The organism is Pedobacter rhizosphaerae (assembly GCF_900111155.1).
GTDB classification, from domain to species: domain Bacteria; phylum Bacteroidota; class Bacteroidia; order Sphingobacteriales; family Sphingobacteriaceae; genus Pedobacter; species Pedobacter rhizosphaerae.
This window is the reverse complement of sequence record NZ_FOGG01000002.1, coordinates 293,014-309,932: the sequence shown is the minus strand read 5'-3', so window position 1 is coordinate 309,932 and position 16,919 is coordinate 293,014. Positions and strand designations below refer to the sequence as shown.

16 protein-coding genes are annotated in these 16,919 nt (G+C 37.9%); 4 read left to right on the top strand and 12 right to left on the bottom strand.

What is annotated here, in order from left to right; genetic code table 11:
- Positions 1-4: 4 nt before the first annotated feature.
- Together pyrR and BMX11_RS02905 are read right to left on the bottom strand one after the other, a co-directional pair.
- Positions 5-550: a bifunctional pyr operon transcriptional regulator/uracil phosphoribosyltransferase PyrR gene (gene pyrR, locus BMX11_RS02910; protein WP_090881127.1), complete on the bottom strand. Its 546-nt coding sequence runs from the start codon at positions 548-550 to the stop codon at positions 5-7.
- Between the two features lie 108 nt (positions 551-658).
- On the bottom strand, positions 659-1,498 hold the full coding sequence (locus tag BMX11_RS02905) for an aminotransferase class IV (protein ID WP_090881123.1): 840 nt from the start codon (positions 1,496-1,498) through the stop codon (positions 659-661).
- A gap of 116 nt (positions 1,499-1,614) precedes the next feature.
- Here BMX11_RS02905 and BMX11_RS02900 point away from each other — a divergent pair, with 116 nt between their 5' ends.
- The gene (locus BMX11_RS02900; protein WP_090881119.1) at positions 1,615-2,016 is read left to right on the top strand and encodes a thiol-disulfide oxidoreductase DCC family protein; all 402 of its coding nucleotides are present in this window, start codon (positions 1,615-1,617) and stop codon (positions 2,014-2,016) included.
- Between the two features lie 3 nt (positions 2,017-2,019).
- Here BMX11_RS02900 and BMX11_RS02895 read toward each other — a convergent pair whose 3' ends face one another.
- The 3 genes from BMX11_RS02895 to BMX11_RS02885 all read right to left on the bottom strand — a co-directional run bounded on the left by BMX11_RS02895 (position 2,020) and on the right by BMX11_RS02885 (position 4,320).
- On the bottom strand, positions 2,020-2,220 hold the full coding sequence (locus BMX11_RS02895; RefSeq protein WP_090881116.1) for a hypothetical protein: 201 nt from the start codon (positions 2,218-2,220) through the stop codon (positions 2,020-2,022).
- Between the two features lie 124 nt (positions 2,221-2,344).
- The gene (locus BMX11_RS02890; RefSeq protein WP_090881112.1) at positions 2,345-2,719 is read right to left on the bottom strand and encodes a DUF779 domain-containing protein; all 375 of its coding nucleotides are present in this window, start codon (positions 2,717-2,719) and stop codon (positions 2,345-2,347) included.
- A gap of 95 nt (positions 2,720-2,814) precedes the next feature.
- Entirely contained in the window at positions 2,815-4,320 is a 1,506-nt protein-coding gene (locus BMX11_RS02885; RefSeq protein ID WP_090881109.1) for an aldehyde dehydrogenase family protein, read from the bottom strand.
- 240 nt (positions 4,321-4,560) lie between these two features.
- On the opposite strand from BMX11_RS02885, the gene BMX11_RS02880 reads away from it, so the two are divergent.
- Entirely contained in the window at positions 4,561-5,487 is a 927-nt protein-coding gene (locus BMX11_RS02880; RefSeq protein ID WP_090881231.1) for an AraC family transcriptional regulator, read from the top strand.
- A 259-nt stretch (positions 5,488-5,746) separates the two neighbouring features.
- Here the strand turns inward: BMX11_RS02880 and BMX11_RS02875 are convergent, their stop codons facing one another.
- The 6 genes from BMX11_RS02875 to cmk form a co-directional block, all read right to left on the bottom strand.
- Complete coding sequence (locus tag BMX11_RS02875) at positions 5,747-7,417, bottom strand: beta-N-acetylhexosaminidase (protein ID WP_090881227.1); 1,671 nt, start codon at positions 7,415-7,417, stop codon at positions 5,747-5,749.
- 490 nt (positions 7,418-7,907) lie between these two features.
- Complete coding sequence (gene rpsA / locus BMX11_RS02870) at positions 7,908-9,842, bottom strand: 30S ribosomal protein S1 (protein ID WP_090881106.1); 1,935 nt, start codon at positions 9,840-9,842, stop codon at positions 7,908-7,910.
- 366 nt (positions 9,843-10,208) lie between these two features.
- On the bottom strand, positions 10,209-10,928 hold the full coding sequence (locus BMX11_RS02865; protein ID WP_175474452.1) for an SH3 domain-containing protein: 720 nt from the start codon (positions 10,926-10,928) through the stop codon (positions 10,209-10,211).
- 138 nt (positions 10,929-11,066) lie between these two features.
- On the bottom strand, positions 11,067-12,551 hold the full coding sequence (locus tag BMX11_RS02860; protein ID WP_090881100.1) for a TPM domain-containing protein: 1,485 nt from the start codon (positions 12,549-12,551) through the stop codon (positions 11,067-11,069).
- A 67-nt stretch (positions 12,552-12,618) separates the two neighbouring features.
- Positions 12,619-13,449 (bottom strand): 3-keto-disaccharide hydrolase, encoded by an 831-nt coding sequence (locus tag BMX11_RS02855; protein ID WP_090881097.1) that lies wholly within the window; start codon positions 13,447-13,449, stop codon positions 12,619-12,621.
- A 45-nt stretch (positions 13,450-13,494) separates the two neighbouring features.
- Positions 13,495-14,178: a (d)CMP kinase gene (gene cmk, locus BMX11_RS02850; protein WP_090881093.1), complete on the bottom strand. Its 684-nt coding sequence runs from the start codon at positions 14,176-14,178 to the stop codon at positions 13,495-13,497.
- A gap of 71 nt (positions 14,179-14,249) precedes the next feature.
- Here cmk and arfB point away from each other — a divergent pair, with 71 nt between their 5' ends.
- Positions 14,250-14,657, top strand: a complete 408-nt coding sequence (gene arfB / locus BMX11_RS02845) for an alternative ribosome rescue aminoacyl-tRNA hydrolase ArfB (protein WP_090881090.1) — start codon at positions 14,250-14,252, stop codon at positions 14,655-14,657.
- Between the two features lie 131 nt (positions 14,658-14,788).
- Positions 14,789-15,820, top strand: coding sequence for a membrane lipoprotein lipid attachment site-containing protein (locus BMX11_RS02840; RefSeq protein ID WP_139180116.1), 1,032 nt, complete (start codon positions 14,789-14,791; stop codon positions 15,818-15,820).
- 77 nt (positions 15,821-15,897) lie between these two features.
- Here BMX11_RS02840 and BMX11_RS02835 read toward each other — a convergent pair whose 3' ends face one another.
- Positions 15,898-16,845, bottom strand: coding sequence for a lipid A deacylase LpxR family protein (locus BMX11_RS02835; protein ID WP_090881084.1), 948 nt, complete (start codon positions 16,843-16,845; stop codon positions 15,898-15,900).
- Positions 16,846-16,919 lie beyond the last annotated feature (74 nt).

Here is a 16,919-nt window from a genome sequence, read left to right as displayed (position 1 = left end):
TATATTATTGCTTTTCTGATAATAAGACTACTTTATCTTCTCCTCCTTCGCTGGTCCAGGTTACTTTAACCTGCTGCGAATTTAAGCTATCTACCTGATGACCAATATAATCTGGTTCAATAGGGAGGTGCCTGCTAAATCTACGGTCGATTAAAACCATCAATTCTACTTTTTCCGGACGACCATATGCCAATAATGCATCCAGAGCAGCCCTAATGGTTCTGCCTGTCCAGAGTACATCGTCAATTAAGATTACCTTTTTGCCTTCGATGATGAAATCGATAGAATTACTACTTGCCGTAACAATGCCATCTTTTCTACGAAAATCATCTCTGAAAAAAGTAATGTCAAGATTTCCCTTAAGAATTTTTTTGTTCTTTAAGATTAACTGAAGCTCTTGATGAATACGGTCGGCAAAAAAAATACCTCGAGGCTGTATACCCACTAAAACAGTATTCGAGAAATCGTCGTGGTTTTCAATTAACTGATGGCAAAGCCTCTTAATTGTAATCTGAATTTTTTGTCCGTCAAGAAGTGTTTTCTTTTGCATGGAAGAAGGATTGGGCAAATATATAAAAATGTTTTAAGCTAAGAAAGTTGAAAGTTTATTTGGGTATACTAACATGGGCTAAACTATTCAGTAACAATTATTAAAAAACTAAACTTTTATGTCAGCAACCTGTTCCTGATTAAGCTTAATCAATTCCAGCAACTGGCCATTAACAAGTTTAGCAATTTTATTTTGCCCATCACCTATTTGTTTTCCGTCTACCTGATATACCGGGAAGGCATTTTTCGTCGAGCTGCTGATAAATGCTTCCTTCGCTTTATACACATCCTCAAGTTTAAAATCACGTTCTACGATAGTATAACCGTCAATTTTTAAACTTAAGATTTTGCTTCGGGTTATTCCCTTTAAAATTTCGCTATTAGGCGTTACAATCTCCTTTTCGGTCACAATAAAAAAGTTAGCCCTTGGACACTCCCGAATAAAACCATTTTGGTGATAAAGCAGGTCTTCGGCACCACGTTCTTTTACAAAAAGTTGAAGCCGGATGGCCTGAAGATAGTCTATGGTTTTAACATGTGGAATTTGTCGCTGGTGATTATAGGTCACTAATGATACACCATTCCCCGCATAATGTTCATTGATTTCTAATGGAGATTGCACAATAACTAAATTAGGTTTAGACATGGTGTAGCCATCTTCTGAATAACCTCCTGTGAGGATGATTTTAATTCCCGAATTTGGGATATTGTTCTTATCGATTAAACCTTCGATAGCCTCTTGCAACTCAGTTCTTGAAAAAGGAACCGGTAAATGCATTTCTTTGGCCGAGTGGTAGAACCGGTTTAAGTAATCCTCCAGAAAAACAGGTTTGTAATTAATCGTTTTTAGAAAATCAAAAATTCCATATCCCCTTTGAACGGATAAATCAGATACAGAGATATTGGCCTCTTCCTGACTGAAAAGTTGGTTATTTATAGAAACGTACATCTTTTTTTAGATTAGCAGAGCTAATTTACATGATAAATCATTTTAATGCTAGTAAATCCTAATTTTGAACAGGATTAATACATAAATGTGTTTATTGTGGTAATAACGAATTTAGCATGCAGAACAAGGCCGTGATATTTTTTGATGGAGTGTGCAATTTATGTAATACTGCTGTGCAGTTTGTAATTAAGCATGATGGAAAGAATCAATTCAATTATACTGCATTACAAGGTGAATATGCGAAGTCTGTTTTGCCACAATTTGGATTGGCACCCGATCAGCTAAAATCAATCCTCTTGTTTGATCAAGGTAAGTTATATACCAAATCTTCTGCTGTTTTACGTATTGCGAAAAAACTGGGCGGGGGATGGTCTTTACTTTATGGATTTATTATCATCCCTAAAGTGATAAGAGATTGGTTTTATGATATTATAGCAAAAAATCGCTATAAATGGTGGGGTAAGCAAGCAAGTTGCTGGGTACCAACGGCGCTGCTTAAAAGTAAGTTTATCGATTAATTTCTACTCATCTTGTTGTTTTCGCTTAGGAATCCATAGCCAGAATGAAAGTATAAACAAGGGGATGGTTATGCTCAATGCGGTTAAAATAAGCATGCTCCTTTGACTGGCCACATCCTGATCTACTGTGGTGTAAATGTAAACAGTTTCTCTGATGGCAAACAAAGTAAGTAAGCTGCAAATTACAGCCAGGAATTTTCGCATAATAGTATATTTTGATCCAAAGATTGTATATTTTTTTGAAAATTCAATTGCGTGATTATATCTGTAATGGAAAAAAGCCAGCAGGAATCATCCGAACTGGCTTCTATTTAACCAAATATAAAGTTTATTCTGCTGTTTTAACGGGCGCTAAATCTTTGAGTTCTTCGGGGCTGAAAAGACGGTAATGAATTTTAAATGTTTTTTGAAGTGGTGTTTCTAAGGAAAAGCCGCCTACACCAAATCCATCCAATACATCGAGTGTGAAGTGAGAAAATTTCCAGTATTCATATAAATCTCTATCTACCCAAAATTCGCAACCCTCTATGTCACCTAAGCAAACATCCCTCATTCTTAAGTAATAGCCGCCCTTCTCAAAGCATTGAGGTTGTGTGCCTTCGCAGCATCCTCCTGCCTGGTAGAACATCAGCTCTCCATGTTTTTCTTTAAGAACGGCAATTAGCGCTTTGGCAGTGTCTGTACTATCTATTCTCCTGGTCATGATTGGCGTTGATGGAATTAACTTTAAAGAATACCGCAGATCGAATACATTCACCTGCGGTACTCATTGTATCAATGGACGACTAGAAAATACTTTTAAAAGAATCCTAATTTATTCTTATCATAAGAGATTAACATGTTTTTGGTTTGGCGATAGTGGCCGAGCATCATTTTATGGTTTTCCCTGCCTACACCAGATTGTTTGTAGCCGCCAAAAGGCGCCCCGGCGGGGTAGGCATGGTATTGATTTACCCAAACTCTACCGGCCTGAATGGCTCTTGGAACCTGGTAAAGTTCATGTGCATCCCTGGTCCATACGCCAGCTCCCAAACCATATAAAGTGTCGTTGGCAATTTCAATGGCTTCTTCAACAGTTTTGAACGTGGTAACTGCTAATACCGGCCCAAAGATTTCTTCCTGGAAGATTCTCATTTTGTTGTGCCCTTTAAAAATGGTGGGTTTGATGTAATAACCGCCACCCAATTCACCGGGCAGCTGATTGATTTCTCCTCCGGTTAATACTTCTGCTCCTTCTTCCTTGCCAAGTTTAATATAGGCTGCAATTTTCTCATACTGAATTTTCGATGCCTGAGCACCCATCATCACTGTTCTATCTAGCGGGCTGCCAATTTTAATGGCATTTGTCCGTTCAATTACTTTGGCAATGAACCTATCGTAAATATCTTCCTGAACCAATAAACGGGATGGACAGGTGCAAATTTCGCCCTGGTTTAGCGCGAACATAACGGCACCTTCTACCGCTTTATCGAGGAAGGCATCGTCTTCATCCAGCACCGAGTTAAAGAAGATATTGGGCGATTTTCCACCTAATTCCAGGGTAACGGGAATGATGTTTTCTGTGGCATATTGCATCACCAACCTTCCGGTAGGTGTTGAGCCCGTAAAGGCTGCTTTAGAAACTTTCGGATTGGTAACCAAGGCCCGGCCTAATTCTGATCCAAAGCCATTCACCACGTTCACCACACCTGGAGGAAGAAGATCTCCGATTAATTCCATGAGGACCATAATGGATATGGGGGTGCTTTCCGCTGGTTTTAGTACCACACAATTTCCTGCTGCCAGGGCTGGTGCTAATTTCCAGATCCCCATTAATAGCGGGAAATTCCAGGGAATAATTTGTGCCACTACTCCAATTGGTTCGTGCACAATGAGTGATACTGTGTTGTGGTCTAACTCAGAAAGAGAACCTTCTTCTGCACGGATAACGCCTGCAAAATACCTGAAGTGATCTATGCCCAAAGGTAAATCGGCCGCTAAAGTTTCCCTAACAGCTTTACCATTGTCAATGGTTTCAACGGTGGCCAAATATTCTAAATTATCTTCCATGCGTTGCGCAATTTTATTTAAAATTATGCTGCGCTCCGTAGAAGAGGTTTTGCTCCAGGTTTTAAAAGCCTCGTGTGCAGCATCAACGGCCAGTTCCAGATCTTCCTTACTAGAGTGTGCTGCTTTGGTAAATACCTGGCCATCAATTGGGGATACGTTATCAAAATAATTGCCCTTTACTGGAGCAACAAATTTTCCTCCGATGTAATTGTCGTAATGTGGTTTAAAGGATGGTTTCTGAATTAGGTTTTCCATAATTACTACTGATTTTAATTATCGAAGCATTATAACTTGCAAATCCTGGGCAGGATAGAAGTGGCTCATTACAATTCGACGATATTGGATTTGGTTAATACAAACCTAATGGCAAAATCACTTGGAGAGATAGTATAATCGCCTCAAATGATAGCATTATTGTTTCAGGCCTGATCACCTTAATGAAATAAGCTTTATATTTGATTATCAGTAAGTATGTCTAACCAAATCTTTTCAGTTATGCCACATATACTAGATCAGGTGAGCCTAAGTGCATCCGAAACACTTCAAACTTTGGTAGAAAACAGAACTTCTTATACCTTAGAAAGGTGCGAGTTAAATGTTTTCGAAACTTACACCGAGTCTTACAAAGTCCCGCTTACTTTTAATGATTTCGTAATTACAAGCATGCTGAGAGGCAAAAAAGTGATGCACTTGTTTGATAAGAAAGGTTTTGACTATTTTCCGGGGCAAACGGTAATTGTACCTGCCGCGGTAAAGATGGAGATCGACTTTCCTGAAGCTTCCAATTCAAATCCAACACAATGCATCGCCTTGGCTATTGATCAGGATCAGATTAAGAAGACCATTGCATACCTCAATGAATGTTTTCCCAAAGAAGGGAGTAATGAAAAATGGTTGTTGAATTACGATCAGTACCATTTTTACAATAATGAAGAGATCGCCTACCTGATTAATAAGGTAATCAGGGTGTGTTCAGAAAGATCAAAAGAAAAGGATGTTTTGGCCGATTTAACCCTGAAGGAACTTTTGGTCAGGATTATGCAAACCCAAAATTTAAAAACCATCTCCGATGATGCTTATAACCTGAATCAAAATCCATTGGCATTTGTTTTAAATTACATCAAAGCCAATCTCAATGAAAAAATTAGCATTAATAGTTTAAGCGATAAGGCCTGCATGAGTAAGGCTACTTTTTACCGCTTATTTAAAAGGGAATTGGGGATTAGCCCAAATGATTTTATCCTTACCGAGAAAATAAATAAGGCGAAGCTATTGCTTTCGCAGCCAGGCGCTAAGGTAGCATCTATCAGCTATGAACTGGGTTTCAGTGATGCGAATTATTTCATCAGAACTTTTAAAAAATTGGTAGGGATAACTCCTGGAGTTTTCCAGCAGCAAACACAAATGAGTGTTATACATTAAAGAAATGAACGAAGTTTATCGTTTAGCCTTTGCTTTAATTTGCGCTTTTGCAATTTTGTAATCATCATATAAGCTCCAGAGCATTAAGATAATACTAGCCAGCAATATAGGATATTTTATCAGGTAAGGTACTTCTTTGACTGTTAAAACGGTGATCAATAATACCGCTGCACTTCCTTTTCCCTATTGTTTTTTAGGTTCTCCATAGTCATCATTTTTATCAATAAGTAGGAAGAAATACTTAAACGTTACAAGGAATTTAATAATTATTGCTTAAGTATCTTTTACTATAAGTTATTCCCATTAAATCGTACCTCAGAAATTGCATTTTGAGTCTTTTTTGGAAATCGGCATAGTTGCGTTTTTCTCTTGGGCTCCACAAGATCTCGCTTAAGGCATCTAACCGTGGGAAAAGCAAATACTCGACCTTGGCTGGATTAGTAATATACTCACTCCACAAGCAGCCTTGTGCGCCCCAGATATATTTTGCCTGTTCTGCATTAAGTGCTGTTGGAATAGGCTCGTAATTATAAACATTAACTAAGGGCGAAAATTTATTGGCAGTCAGGCTATCTTCCTTTGCGAATTGTGCATGGTTAAAATACATGATATTCTCAGGTGTCATAATAGCTTTGTGTTGCTGTTTTGCAGCCTCTATGCCGCCTTTTTCACCTTGCCAGCTCATCACTATGGCATTGGGTGCTAAACCGCCTTGCAGGATCTCATTCCAGCCAATAATGGTTTTACCTTTGCTGTTTACAAATTTTTCCATGCGGCGGATAAAATAGCTTTGCAACTCACTTTCCGTTTTGAGTCCGTTTGCTTTCATGATTTGCTGAGACAGGAGAGATTTTTTCCACCATATTTTGGAAGCTTCATCGCCACCAATGTGGATGTAAGGAGCTGGAAAGAGCTCCATTACCTCTGCCAATACGTTTTCCAGAAACTTAAAGGTGGTATCAGAGGCTTGAAGCACATTATTGTACTTATTCATCATGCCCCAGGTTTGCGCAACTTCATATTTGGAGTTCGGTTCGGTTCCCAGTTCAGGGTAGGCGGCCAGCAAGGCCATGCTATGCGCAGGCATTTCTATTTCAGGGATAATGGTAATATAACGTTTAGCTGCGTAGTCAATTACCTCTTTAACTTGTTCTTGTGTATAATATCCACTGTGTGGTATTCCGTCTGTTTTGATTACGGCATCTTTTGGTGTAATTTTTACCTCATTGGGCAGAACCTGGTATTTGATATTTTCGTTGCCTTTGCCGGGCCATAAACCAATGATACTACCTTTACGCGAAGCGCCAATCTCAGTTAGTTTGGGGTATTTTTTAATTTCGATTCTCCATCCGTGATCATCAGTTAAATGCCAATGAAAATAGTTCATTTTGTGGAGTGCGAGATAGTCGATATATTTCTTTATAAACGCTACATCAAAGAAATGACGGCTTACGTCTAAGTGCATTCCACGGTAACCGAAGCGTGGGTAATCGGTAATTTCGACCGCCGGAATATTTAAGGGTGTGGATTTTACAGTTGGGAGTAATTGGATCAGTGTTTGTATGCCATAAAAAGCCGCTGTATCTGAATTTGCGGTAATGGTTATCGCATTTTGCTCTACTGTTAGCTGGTATTGATTTACATTATTTAACCCTTTTTTAATGATCACATTGATGATGTTTTTCCTTTTGAGCTCAGGATTTTTAAACCACTTTAATTTTAAGTTATAATATTGGCTGAGGTAATTGTCTAAAAAGCTTATGGCGCTATTTCCACCCAAATCGGTATAAAAACTGGTGGTAATGTCTATTTTGAAGGGTACTCCTGCAGGAACTGATTTTACGGATACAGGTTGTGGGATGATGTTTATTTCCTGGGCCGATAGCTTTATGGTAGTAAAAAAAAGCAGTGCTAAGATTATGTTCTTCATGGGGGTAGACTTGGATTTACCCAAAAGTACTAAAAAGAGATTTTCTTGAAACCGTCTTGCTGAATTTATTTCAGCATCTTTTCTGCAAGTCCCTAAAATAAATTCAGGGTGAGGGATTTTGGGTAGGTGTTTCGAAAGAATTATTGAGGTATTGCTTGCTATATTGTATGTTATCTCCACGCAATTGTCTGCTGAATTTATTTCAGCATCTTTAAAAAGGGGCATGAAGAAGACCCTGAAATAAATTCAGGGTGAGGGATTTTGGGTAGGTGTTTCGAAAGAATTATTGAGGTATTGCTTGCTATATTCTATGTTATCTCCTCGCAATCATCTTGCTGAATTTATTTCAGCATCTTTTCTGCAAGACCCTGAAATAAATTCAGGGTGAGGGATTTTAGCTGGGAGATAGCAAGTATATTATAAACTTCAATAAAAAAAAACGCCCCCGATTGCTCAGGGGCGTTTCCAAAACTTTATAAGTTAAAAAAGATTAGCCTTTTTTAGCTTTGCTCTCTTCGCCTTCTAATTGCGATTTCAATTGAGCTAATACGTCTAAGTCTCCTAAAGTAGATTTCTCTACAGAATCTTTAACTTTCTTAACCGCAGTTACAGCAGCTTTAGCTTCTTTTTTCTTAGATGCTCTTTCTTCAGCAGCTACTTCAGCTTTAGCCTCTTCCCAAATACGGGCGTGAGATACTACAATGCGTTTTGCTTCTTTGTTGAACTCAATGATTTTGAAATCGTTGGTTTCTTCAGCTTTAACAGAAGTACCATCTTCTTTAACCATGTGTTTAGTAGGTACGAAACCTTCTACGCCATAAGGTAAAGCAATAACAGCACCTTTATCAGTTACTTTAACAACAGTTCCCTGGTGGATTGAATCTAAAGTGAAGATAGTTTCAAAAGTATCCCAAGGGTTTTCTTCTAATTGTTTGTGACCTAAGCTTAATTTACGGTTATCAACGTCAAGTTCTAAAACAACTACGTCTAATACATCACCAACTTTAGTGAATTCGTTAGGGTGGTTGATTTTTTTAGACCAAGAAAGGTCAGAGATGTGGATTAAACCATCGATACCTTCTTCAATTTCTACGAAAACACCAAAGTTAGTCATGTTTTTAACAACAGCTTTGTGTTTGCTTCCTACAGGGAATTTCGCAGCAACTTCTTGCCAAGGATCGTTAGATAATTGTTTAATACCTAAGCTCATTTTGCGCTCGTCTCTGTCTAAAGTTAAAACTTCAGCTTCGATCTCATCACCAACTTTTAAGAATTCTTGAGGATTTCTTAAGTTTTGTGACCAGCTCATTTCAGAAACGTGGATTAAACCTTCAACTCCAGGGATGATTTCTAAGAAAGCACCGTAATCTGCAACAGTTACGATTTTTCCTTTTACTTTAGAACCAACTTGAATGTCAGTGCTTAAGTTCTCCCAAGGGTGTGGAGTTAATTGTTTTAAGCCTAATGCGATACGTTTTTTCTCATCATCGAAATCTAAAACAACCACGTTGATTTTTTGATCCAATGCTAAAACTTCTTTTGGATGCTCTATGCGGCCCCAAGAAATATCAGTAATGTGAAGTAAACCATCAACACCACCTAAATCGATGAACACACCGAAATCAGTGATATTTTTAACAGTACCTTCTAATACTTGTCCTTTTTCTAATTTAGAAACGATTTCAACTTTTTGTGATTCTAAATCGTCTTCAATTAACACTTTATGAGAAACTACAACGTTTTTAAACTCATGGTTAATTTTAACAACTTTGAATTCCATTGTTTTACCCACGTAAACATCGTAATCGCGGATAGGTTTGATATCGATTTGTGAACCTGGCAAGAAAGCCTCAACACCCATAATATCAACAATTAAACCACCTTTAGTACGGCTCTTAACGAAACCGTTGATGATTTGATCATTTTCAAGAGCTTCGTTAATTGCTTCCCAAGATCTTTGAGTTTTAGCTCTTTTGCGAGAAAGAATCAACTGACCGTTTGCATCTTCTGGTGCTTCAACGAATACATCAACTGAATCGCCAACTTTAAGATCTGGTGTATCACGGAATTCTGAAGTAGAAACTAAACCGTCTGATTTAAATCCAACGTTTAATACTACGTCTTTGTTGTTAATTGAAACAACAGTACCGCTAATGATTTCACCTTTAGTGATCTGGTTGAAGGTACCGGCATACATATCTTCAAACTTTTTACGGTCTGCATCATTGTAATTACCGAAAACTTTTTCGTCAGCATCCCAATCGAAATCTTCTGTTGGGGTTGCTAATGATGATTTGATCGCTTCGATCGACACTGAATCAGCTTCTGATTCAATGGTTTCTTTTTCAGTCAGACGTCCGTCTGCATCTTGAAGTTCAGCTTTTTTAGCCGCTAGTTCTTTTTCTGCTACTTGTTTTTTAGCCATTAATAAATTATCTCCTTTTTTCCCTATTTAGGGACTGCAAAGGTAAAACTTTTTTTATTTATAGAAAAGATTTTTTTAATAAATGTTGCTGATTTTTAGCTGATTAAGATTGGGTTCTTAATGGTTTTAGCTTAAACCTGACAGATTGTACATTCCATAACCACAAACGACACCAGGTTTTGCGCTAAGAATGTAAGGTTTTAACCAGAAGATTACTTCGTTTATTCCCTGGTCCGTGCCCTACGGACCAGCCCCTAAATCCAAAAAAAAATATTCGCTAAGGGCTAGTCTTCTATTTTGCGACTTCCCAGCCCCTGGCTTTGCGTACTTTGTGCCTTTAATTTGCGGTTAAGTACCCAAATTCAACTACTTCTTTTTGAAGGTACCTCTTGTAAACCCTTCTCCAATCAAAGTTTGGTCATCTCTGATTAATAGCAAGATCATATTTTGCTGATCATATAATTTGATCATATCGTCCTCAATAATGTATTTGGCAGTAAAAGTAGAGTCGGCATAAATATCTTTCACTACAACAGAATCGTTGTTTTTAAAGTCGAACGATTGATATTGGGTATCGCTATCACTGGCAAAGGTCCCCAACACGATTTTTTCTTCGAAAAAGGTAATGTAACAGAAATACCCTGTAATTAAAATAATCACCGTTGCAAAGCCAATCAAAACCTTATTTTCCTTAGCATATTTAAAGATGAAGAAAAGAATAATGGCAAAAATAATAATGACAATACCTAAAAATACATATCCTGAATAGTCTTTTACCACCTTTGGTGCGGCAATAACAACTGACGATTTCGCTTGTGCCGGTTTTGGTGCCGAAGAAATTTTAGTTAAAAATTCGCTCGCTACCCAACCTTCAGCATTGGTCACTTTAACTTTAAAAAACTTTGCGTTGGTAGAATCCAAAACCACCACATTTTCTCCCTGGGGGATAAAACCTATAATTTTACTTTTCGCTTCGGCAGATGCTCTAACGTTAAGTTTATCAGCTTTTACACGGTAAATATCCTGAGCATTTAAACTGAAGGAAAACAGAAAGAGAGCGAACGACAATAAAAAGATTCTAATCATAGGTTTTGTTTTGTTGATGCGATGAAAAAGATATAACTGCATCAAAGGCATTCAGATAATCGATGCCAGATGAAACATTGTGGGGCAAAAATAGGAAACACATCCTTAAAAACTAAATTAAGCTTAAAAAAGGTCACTTTACCAACTTCCACCCGTTCCTCCGCCACTGCTTCGCCCTCCGCCCCAGCTGGAAGAAGATGAACTGCTGCTGCCTGATGACGAGGAGGAGGAACTTGAACGCTCTTTTACCAACATCGGAATGGTTACATTACGTATGAAAGTTTCAAAAGAACAGTTTTTACATTCCTGCATCTCCTTGCCCGATCCTTGTCTGGAGTAGGTTGCACTGAGCAATGTTTTAACAAAAGGAACAGTATAGGTTTTGGCACCACAACTCGGGCAGGTTTCAAATTTGCTATGCTCATCCCCATCATTAGGAATTAGTTTTTTTTCGCCATCTGTTCCAATCCAGATATCGTAGAACAGAGCTTTTAGTTGCTCTTCCTTTTGCTGTGCTTCATTTAGGTAAGGGCTACCTGTGGGGTTTTCATCCCGGTCTATCCTAACCATAGGCAAATTGTTGGCATCTAAAGCGGGAGTAAAGCGTTTTTTTAATGCTGCTTTTTTCATCCCTTCTCTAATCAATACAATTAAAACCAATGGTGAGAATAAAAAGATCCACCACATTGATTTGTTGAAGCTGGCAACCGCATTGGAAAAATTCTCGGGATCAAAATATTTTTTCCTTATTGCACTGAGTGCTCCAACATAGTGTGTAAATAATAAAATAGAACAGATAACAATGAGGTAGGTAGGAATGTCTTCTACTTTTAGCAATCCTTCAAATGAGCCAAAAAAGCCGATGATGAACACGACAACGAACAATAAGGAAAATATGGTTATACAACCAGAAGCGATGCCTTTATCATAGGAGGAAATCTGTTTATTCAGAGTTGCCGATAATTTTGGCTTTTTCCTTTTAATGATGAATAAACAGCATACATAGATGCCGATAATGATCAGTGATTGAATACCTATTTTATCCCACCAGGTAGGTTCACTTTTTTGTGTAAACAGTTGATTGAGCTCCGATTTATTATCTGGATTAAGTATGATAATGCCAATGGCGTTAATGGTATTAATTATTCCGGTTCCAAACTCATTCTCTCTAAATGCAGGAACAAGCAAATTTTGAGCAATGTGTTTGAGTTTCGTATCGGGTAATACCCCCTCTATACCTGTTCCTGTAATGAAACGATATTTCCGACGGTCTTTTGCAATAAATAACAGTAAGCCGTTGTTGCTTGTTTTTTGACCAATGCCCCATGTATTAAACAGGGCATAGGCAAAATCAAAATCCTCCTGGTCGGGATCAAAATTATTTACAATGACCACAGCAACCTGAACATTCGTTTTGCGTTCAAAACTTGCAATGGTATCATTTAGGCTGGCAACATCACCAGCACTTAAAACTCCGTCAGGATTGCTTATGTACCCACCATCACCTTTCTTTGGGTCTGGAATATCCTGTATCTTATAAGCGGTTTGAGCAACGCTAAAAAATGGTAATGTGGCTAAAAGAAATGCCGATAAAATTAATGAGAGTAAGCGTTTTTGGAGCATCTGAGCGTAATTAATGGTTGTTGTGTCTTTTTTACATCAATCATTAACAATCGTTATACCAATATGTTTATTGCTTCAAAATTTTAGACAATATTTGCTCTAACTTAGCTTTGTTCTTATAATAAGGCGCTAAATCAAACAGCTGTACACGCTTAAATTCTATTGGATGGCTCTCACTTTGTAGGGAAATGTATCCAGAAGTTAAAGCTTTGCCATCTGTTTTTGCTTTTGGATCAAAATTGGAAACATTTCCTCCGCCAATACGTGGTTTAGTGTACTCCAACACAACTTCTCCATCAATAATATGTTTAACCACAGAATCCTGCAGTACTAAAAATTCTGCTGTTACCCAGCGGTCGCCGTGGTAGGTTTTTGACTTGGAATCTAAACAGTGGGGTGTAAATAATTTACCTTGATACACAATTTCTGTTCCCGGAGTACACACATTGCTGGTATGACGTTCGTGCTCGCCGTCGCCACCCAGTATTTGTCCTTCAATTGAGATCGGGAAATCCTGGTCTTTACGCATGGTTTCGGGTGCCTGACAATGTAACATCGCACCGCTGTTTCTCCATGCCCAGCCCTCGCCACCTTTCGCCTGATCGCCAACAAAGCGATACGTTACTTTTAAAAGGTAAGCTGAGAAAGGTTTTTTGTAGAAAATGTGGCCATATTGTTGATTAAAGTCTGTATAGCCTTCATAACCAACTTTCATCACCCCATTTTCTACTCTGAAAGTATTGGCGTAATTTTCCTTATAATTGTGCTTAGCAATTTTGATGTTCCAATCTTTTAAATCTTTTCCGTTAAAAAGATTGATCCAGCCTTTTTGGGCCTGAGCCTCAGTAAAAGAAATCGCAATAAAAAAGAGGAAGATAGCGGTCTGTTTTAATTTCATAGTAGCTAAAAATATGAAATTAAATTAAACCCTATAAATTATATTTTAGGGATGAGGTAAAAATGGTTTTACATGTTCTAAGGCAAAGTCAAGCTGTTCTGCTTGTGTTAAATCTGTATTGTCTAAGATAATGGCATCTTCGGCCCTAACCAGTGGACTTTCCTTACGCGTGGTGTCTGCATAATCGCGGTGAGCCAGGTTTTCAAACACTTCCTCCAGGGTAGTTGTATTGTTTCCTTTACTTTCTAATTCCTTAAAGCGGCGTTCAGCCCTTATTTTGGGATCGGCGGTCATAAAGAATTTCACCGGCGCATGGGGATATACAGTGGTGCCGATATCACGTCCATCCATAACAATGTTTTTAGACTTACCCATACGTTGTTGCTGTTTCACCATTTCATGGCGAACAAGCTTATTTGCAGAAATCTCACTAACGTTTTCCGAAACAGGCATTAAACGAATTTCATCTGAAACCTCTTCTCCGTTAAGGGTAATGTGAGACTCATAGTCGCGCGAATGAAAATTGAGTTCAATGTGTTGCAACGCATCTTCAACAGCTGCATCGCTACTCATGTCTACATGGTTTCTGATGAAAAATAGGGTAACAGCCCTGTACATTGCTCCGCTATCGATATAAATAAAACCCAATTTCTTAGCCAATGCTTTTGCTAAAGTACTCTTTCCACAAGACGAATAGCCATCAATGGCTATAACCAAATTCTTTTTCATGCTGCCACAAAGGTAAAAAAACAGGGTATACTTGCTAAATTTTTATTTTAACATTATGTTACTTTTGTAAGATGTTACCTACAAGAGCAGAAATTTTAAAATCAGTTATATTCAAAACCTCCCGAAGTGGGGGTAAGGGTGGGCAAAATGTAAACAAAGTATCGAGCAAGGTGGAAATTATTTTCAATTTGGATACTGCTCAATTCCTAAATGATGAAGAAAAGGCGCTTTTGAAATCAAGATTGCAAAATCGTTTGGACACTGAGGGACTATTGCACATAGTTTCGCAAGAGGACAGAAGTCAACTTTTAAATAAAGAAAAGGCAGTCGCCAAACTCGTCGATTTGATTAAAAATAGCTTGATTGTTCAGAAGAAGAGAAAACCCACTAAGGTTCCTAAATCGGTTATTGAAAAAAGATTAAAGGATAAATCTTCCAATGCTGAACGCAAACGAAATAGGAAATTACCTGATATTTAATGTATTTCATTTGTGGTTTTAGCTGCTGATTTTTTTTCTTTTCCAGCTGGAAAGTTGCATTTCTAAGGAGGTATGAAGAAAAAGGATTATACATAAATTGTATCTTAGGCAACACACAAATGATTAAACGTATGAAAAAAACAATTCTAGCCTTAACGGCTCTCGTCATTCTTGCGTCCTGCAAGAAGCCAACAGAAACCATTTCCACAAATCCAGAAGAAATATCACTTTCTCCAGACATTGATTTAGAAATTACGGGATCGTCTTTAGCAACCCAACCTGCCTATCAGCCATCAGCTAACTACAGCTATTTAGGATATGGCTATGATGTAGCCGACGTATTTAACCATGTTTCCTCTGTAAGAGCACCTGTTGTAGACATTGTGTCGTTCGTAAAAAACAGGGAGTACGCGGTGAATAAAAATAATGGAACATCGGGATCGTGGACGACTTTTAATGCTACAAGTGCCTTGAACCTTGCCGAAAAATTCTCTAATGCAACGCCCGCTACCAATGGATTGCAAGTCTATGGTAACACGCTGCGTAACGTATTTCCTCAAGCCAACGTTTTTGATAAAAAATATATTTATGGGTATTATTCTCAATACTTTATTAGAAGAACTTTTACCTTTTATCCGGAAGAAGATGTAAATAACTTTTTAAGTGAAACCTTTAAGTCTGATTTGCTTGTATTGGATGATGCAGCACTGGTAAAAAAATATGGTACTCATGTGATGGCTGGAGTTATGATTGGGTCAACCCTGGACGTTTTTTATCAGGCTGAAACGAATAAAGGTAATCGCGAAGCGGTAGCGTTAGAGGGATTAAGGTATGCAATGAAAAGAACCTTTGGTTTGCCCACGGGATATTTGGACGACGTTGTTTTAACCGATCTTCATGGCAACTCCAAAGCAAAAATTTTCTACCAGAGTAGAGGAGGTGACAGGACAAAACTAGTGGAGGAGTTAATTAAGGAGAGAAGATTTGTAAATCTCACTAACTGGATGGCCAGCAGAAATGAAGAAACCTATACCTTTATTGCCCCCAGCGAGGATCGCTTAACGCCCCTTCATGCCTATGTAACTGATCCGGTGAGAAAAGAACGCTTAAAAAATTTTATTCTTCAATATTTAAAGGAGAAGGCAGTTACTTTGAGTAATTAATATTGTTTAGGAGGCTGCTTCATCAAACTGGATTTAAAACAACCCGTTATGAGGCAGCCTTTTTTGAAGATCTGTAACTATCTTCCAAATCTGTAATACAAACTCAAACCACCATAATTTTGGGCTTCTGCAGTACTCTTAATTTCCTTGGTTTTGAAAATAATGTTAAAATCTGCTGTAAAGCGATTAGAACTATAATTTACCCCGAACTGTTGCTCAAAAACTACAGGTTTAACCCCAAAGGTTAAAGGACTGTTGTTGTTGAATAAGCTTCCCTGTATGGTTGCATCATAGGCAACATAATTAAGCTGAGGCTTTAGATAAAAATAAAATTCAGATTGGTTAAGTTTTGCGGTTTTGGCGTTTCCAATTACAGCATTGTGATAGGAAGAATTAAATAACTGATTTAATCTTCCTGCCCTGAATAATACAGAAGTACCTAATCCGGAAAAGGTGGTGCCAACATTGGCATATCCCTGACCACTTAAATCGACAATATCATCATTAGTTCTGAGCAGGAGCTGGCTATAGCTAGCCGAAAGATTTACAGCGAAATCATTTTTAATCTGATACTCCCAGCCGGAAGGTGTATAGAAGCCCACTGTTTTATGTAAGAATTCCTGAGCATCTTCAGCTAGGGAACCCGGGCCAACTATGCCTATTTCTGAACTCATTTTTAAAACTTTTTCTTTTTTATAAAAGATAGAATATGCAGCTCCTGCATACAAGTAACCTGCAAAAGGCCTGTCCTGATCTTCTTTTTTCGCTACACTTCCCCAAAATGGAGTATACATTTTCTGTCCTGCAGATATTTCATAAGTTTTCTTTTCTATCTTATCGGAGAACTTTTCTGGGTTTATAGCCCTTCTGAAATAGATAAATAAACCATTGGTGTAGTAACGATCGTTAAGGGTGGCCAAATAGGCATCGTTTTCTGTTTTAAAACCAAATTCGCTTTTAAACGATTGTCCAAAACCAACAACAGTAATTAAACAAAAAAGTAGTGTAGTTAAAAGTGATCTCATAAAAAAGCCTAAGCGCTGAGCTTAGGCTATAAAAGTATTTATACTATTTGAGATTTCAGTATAGAAATCGAAAG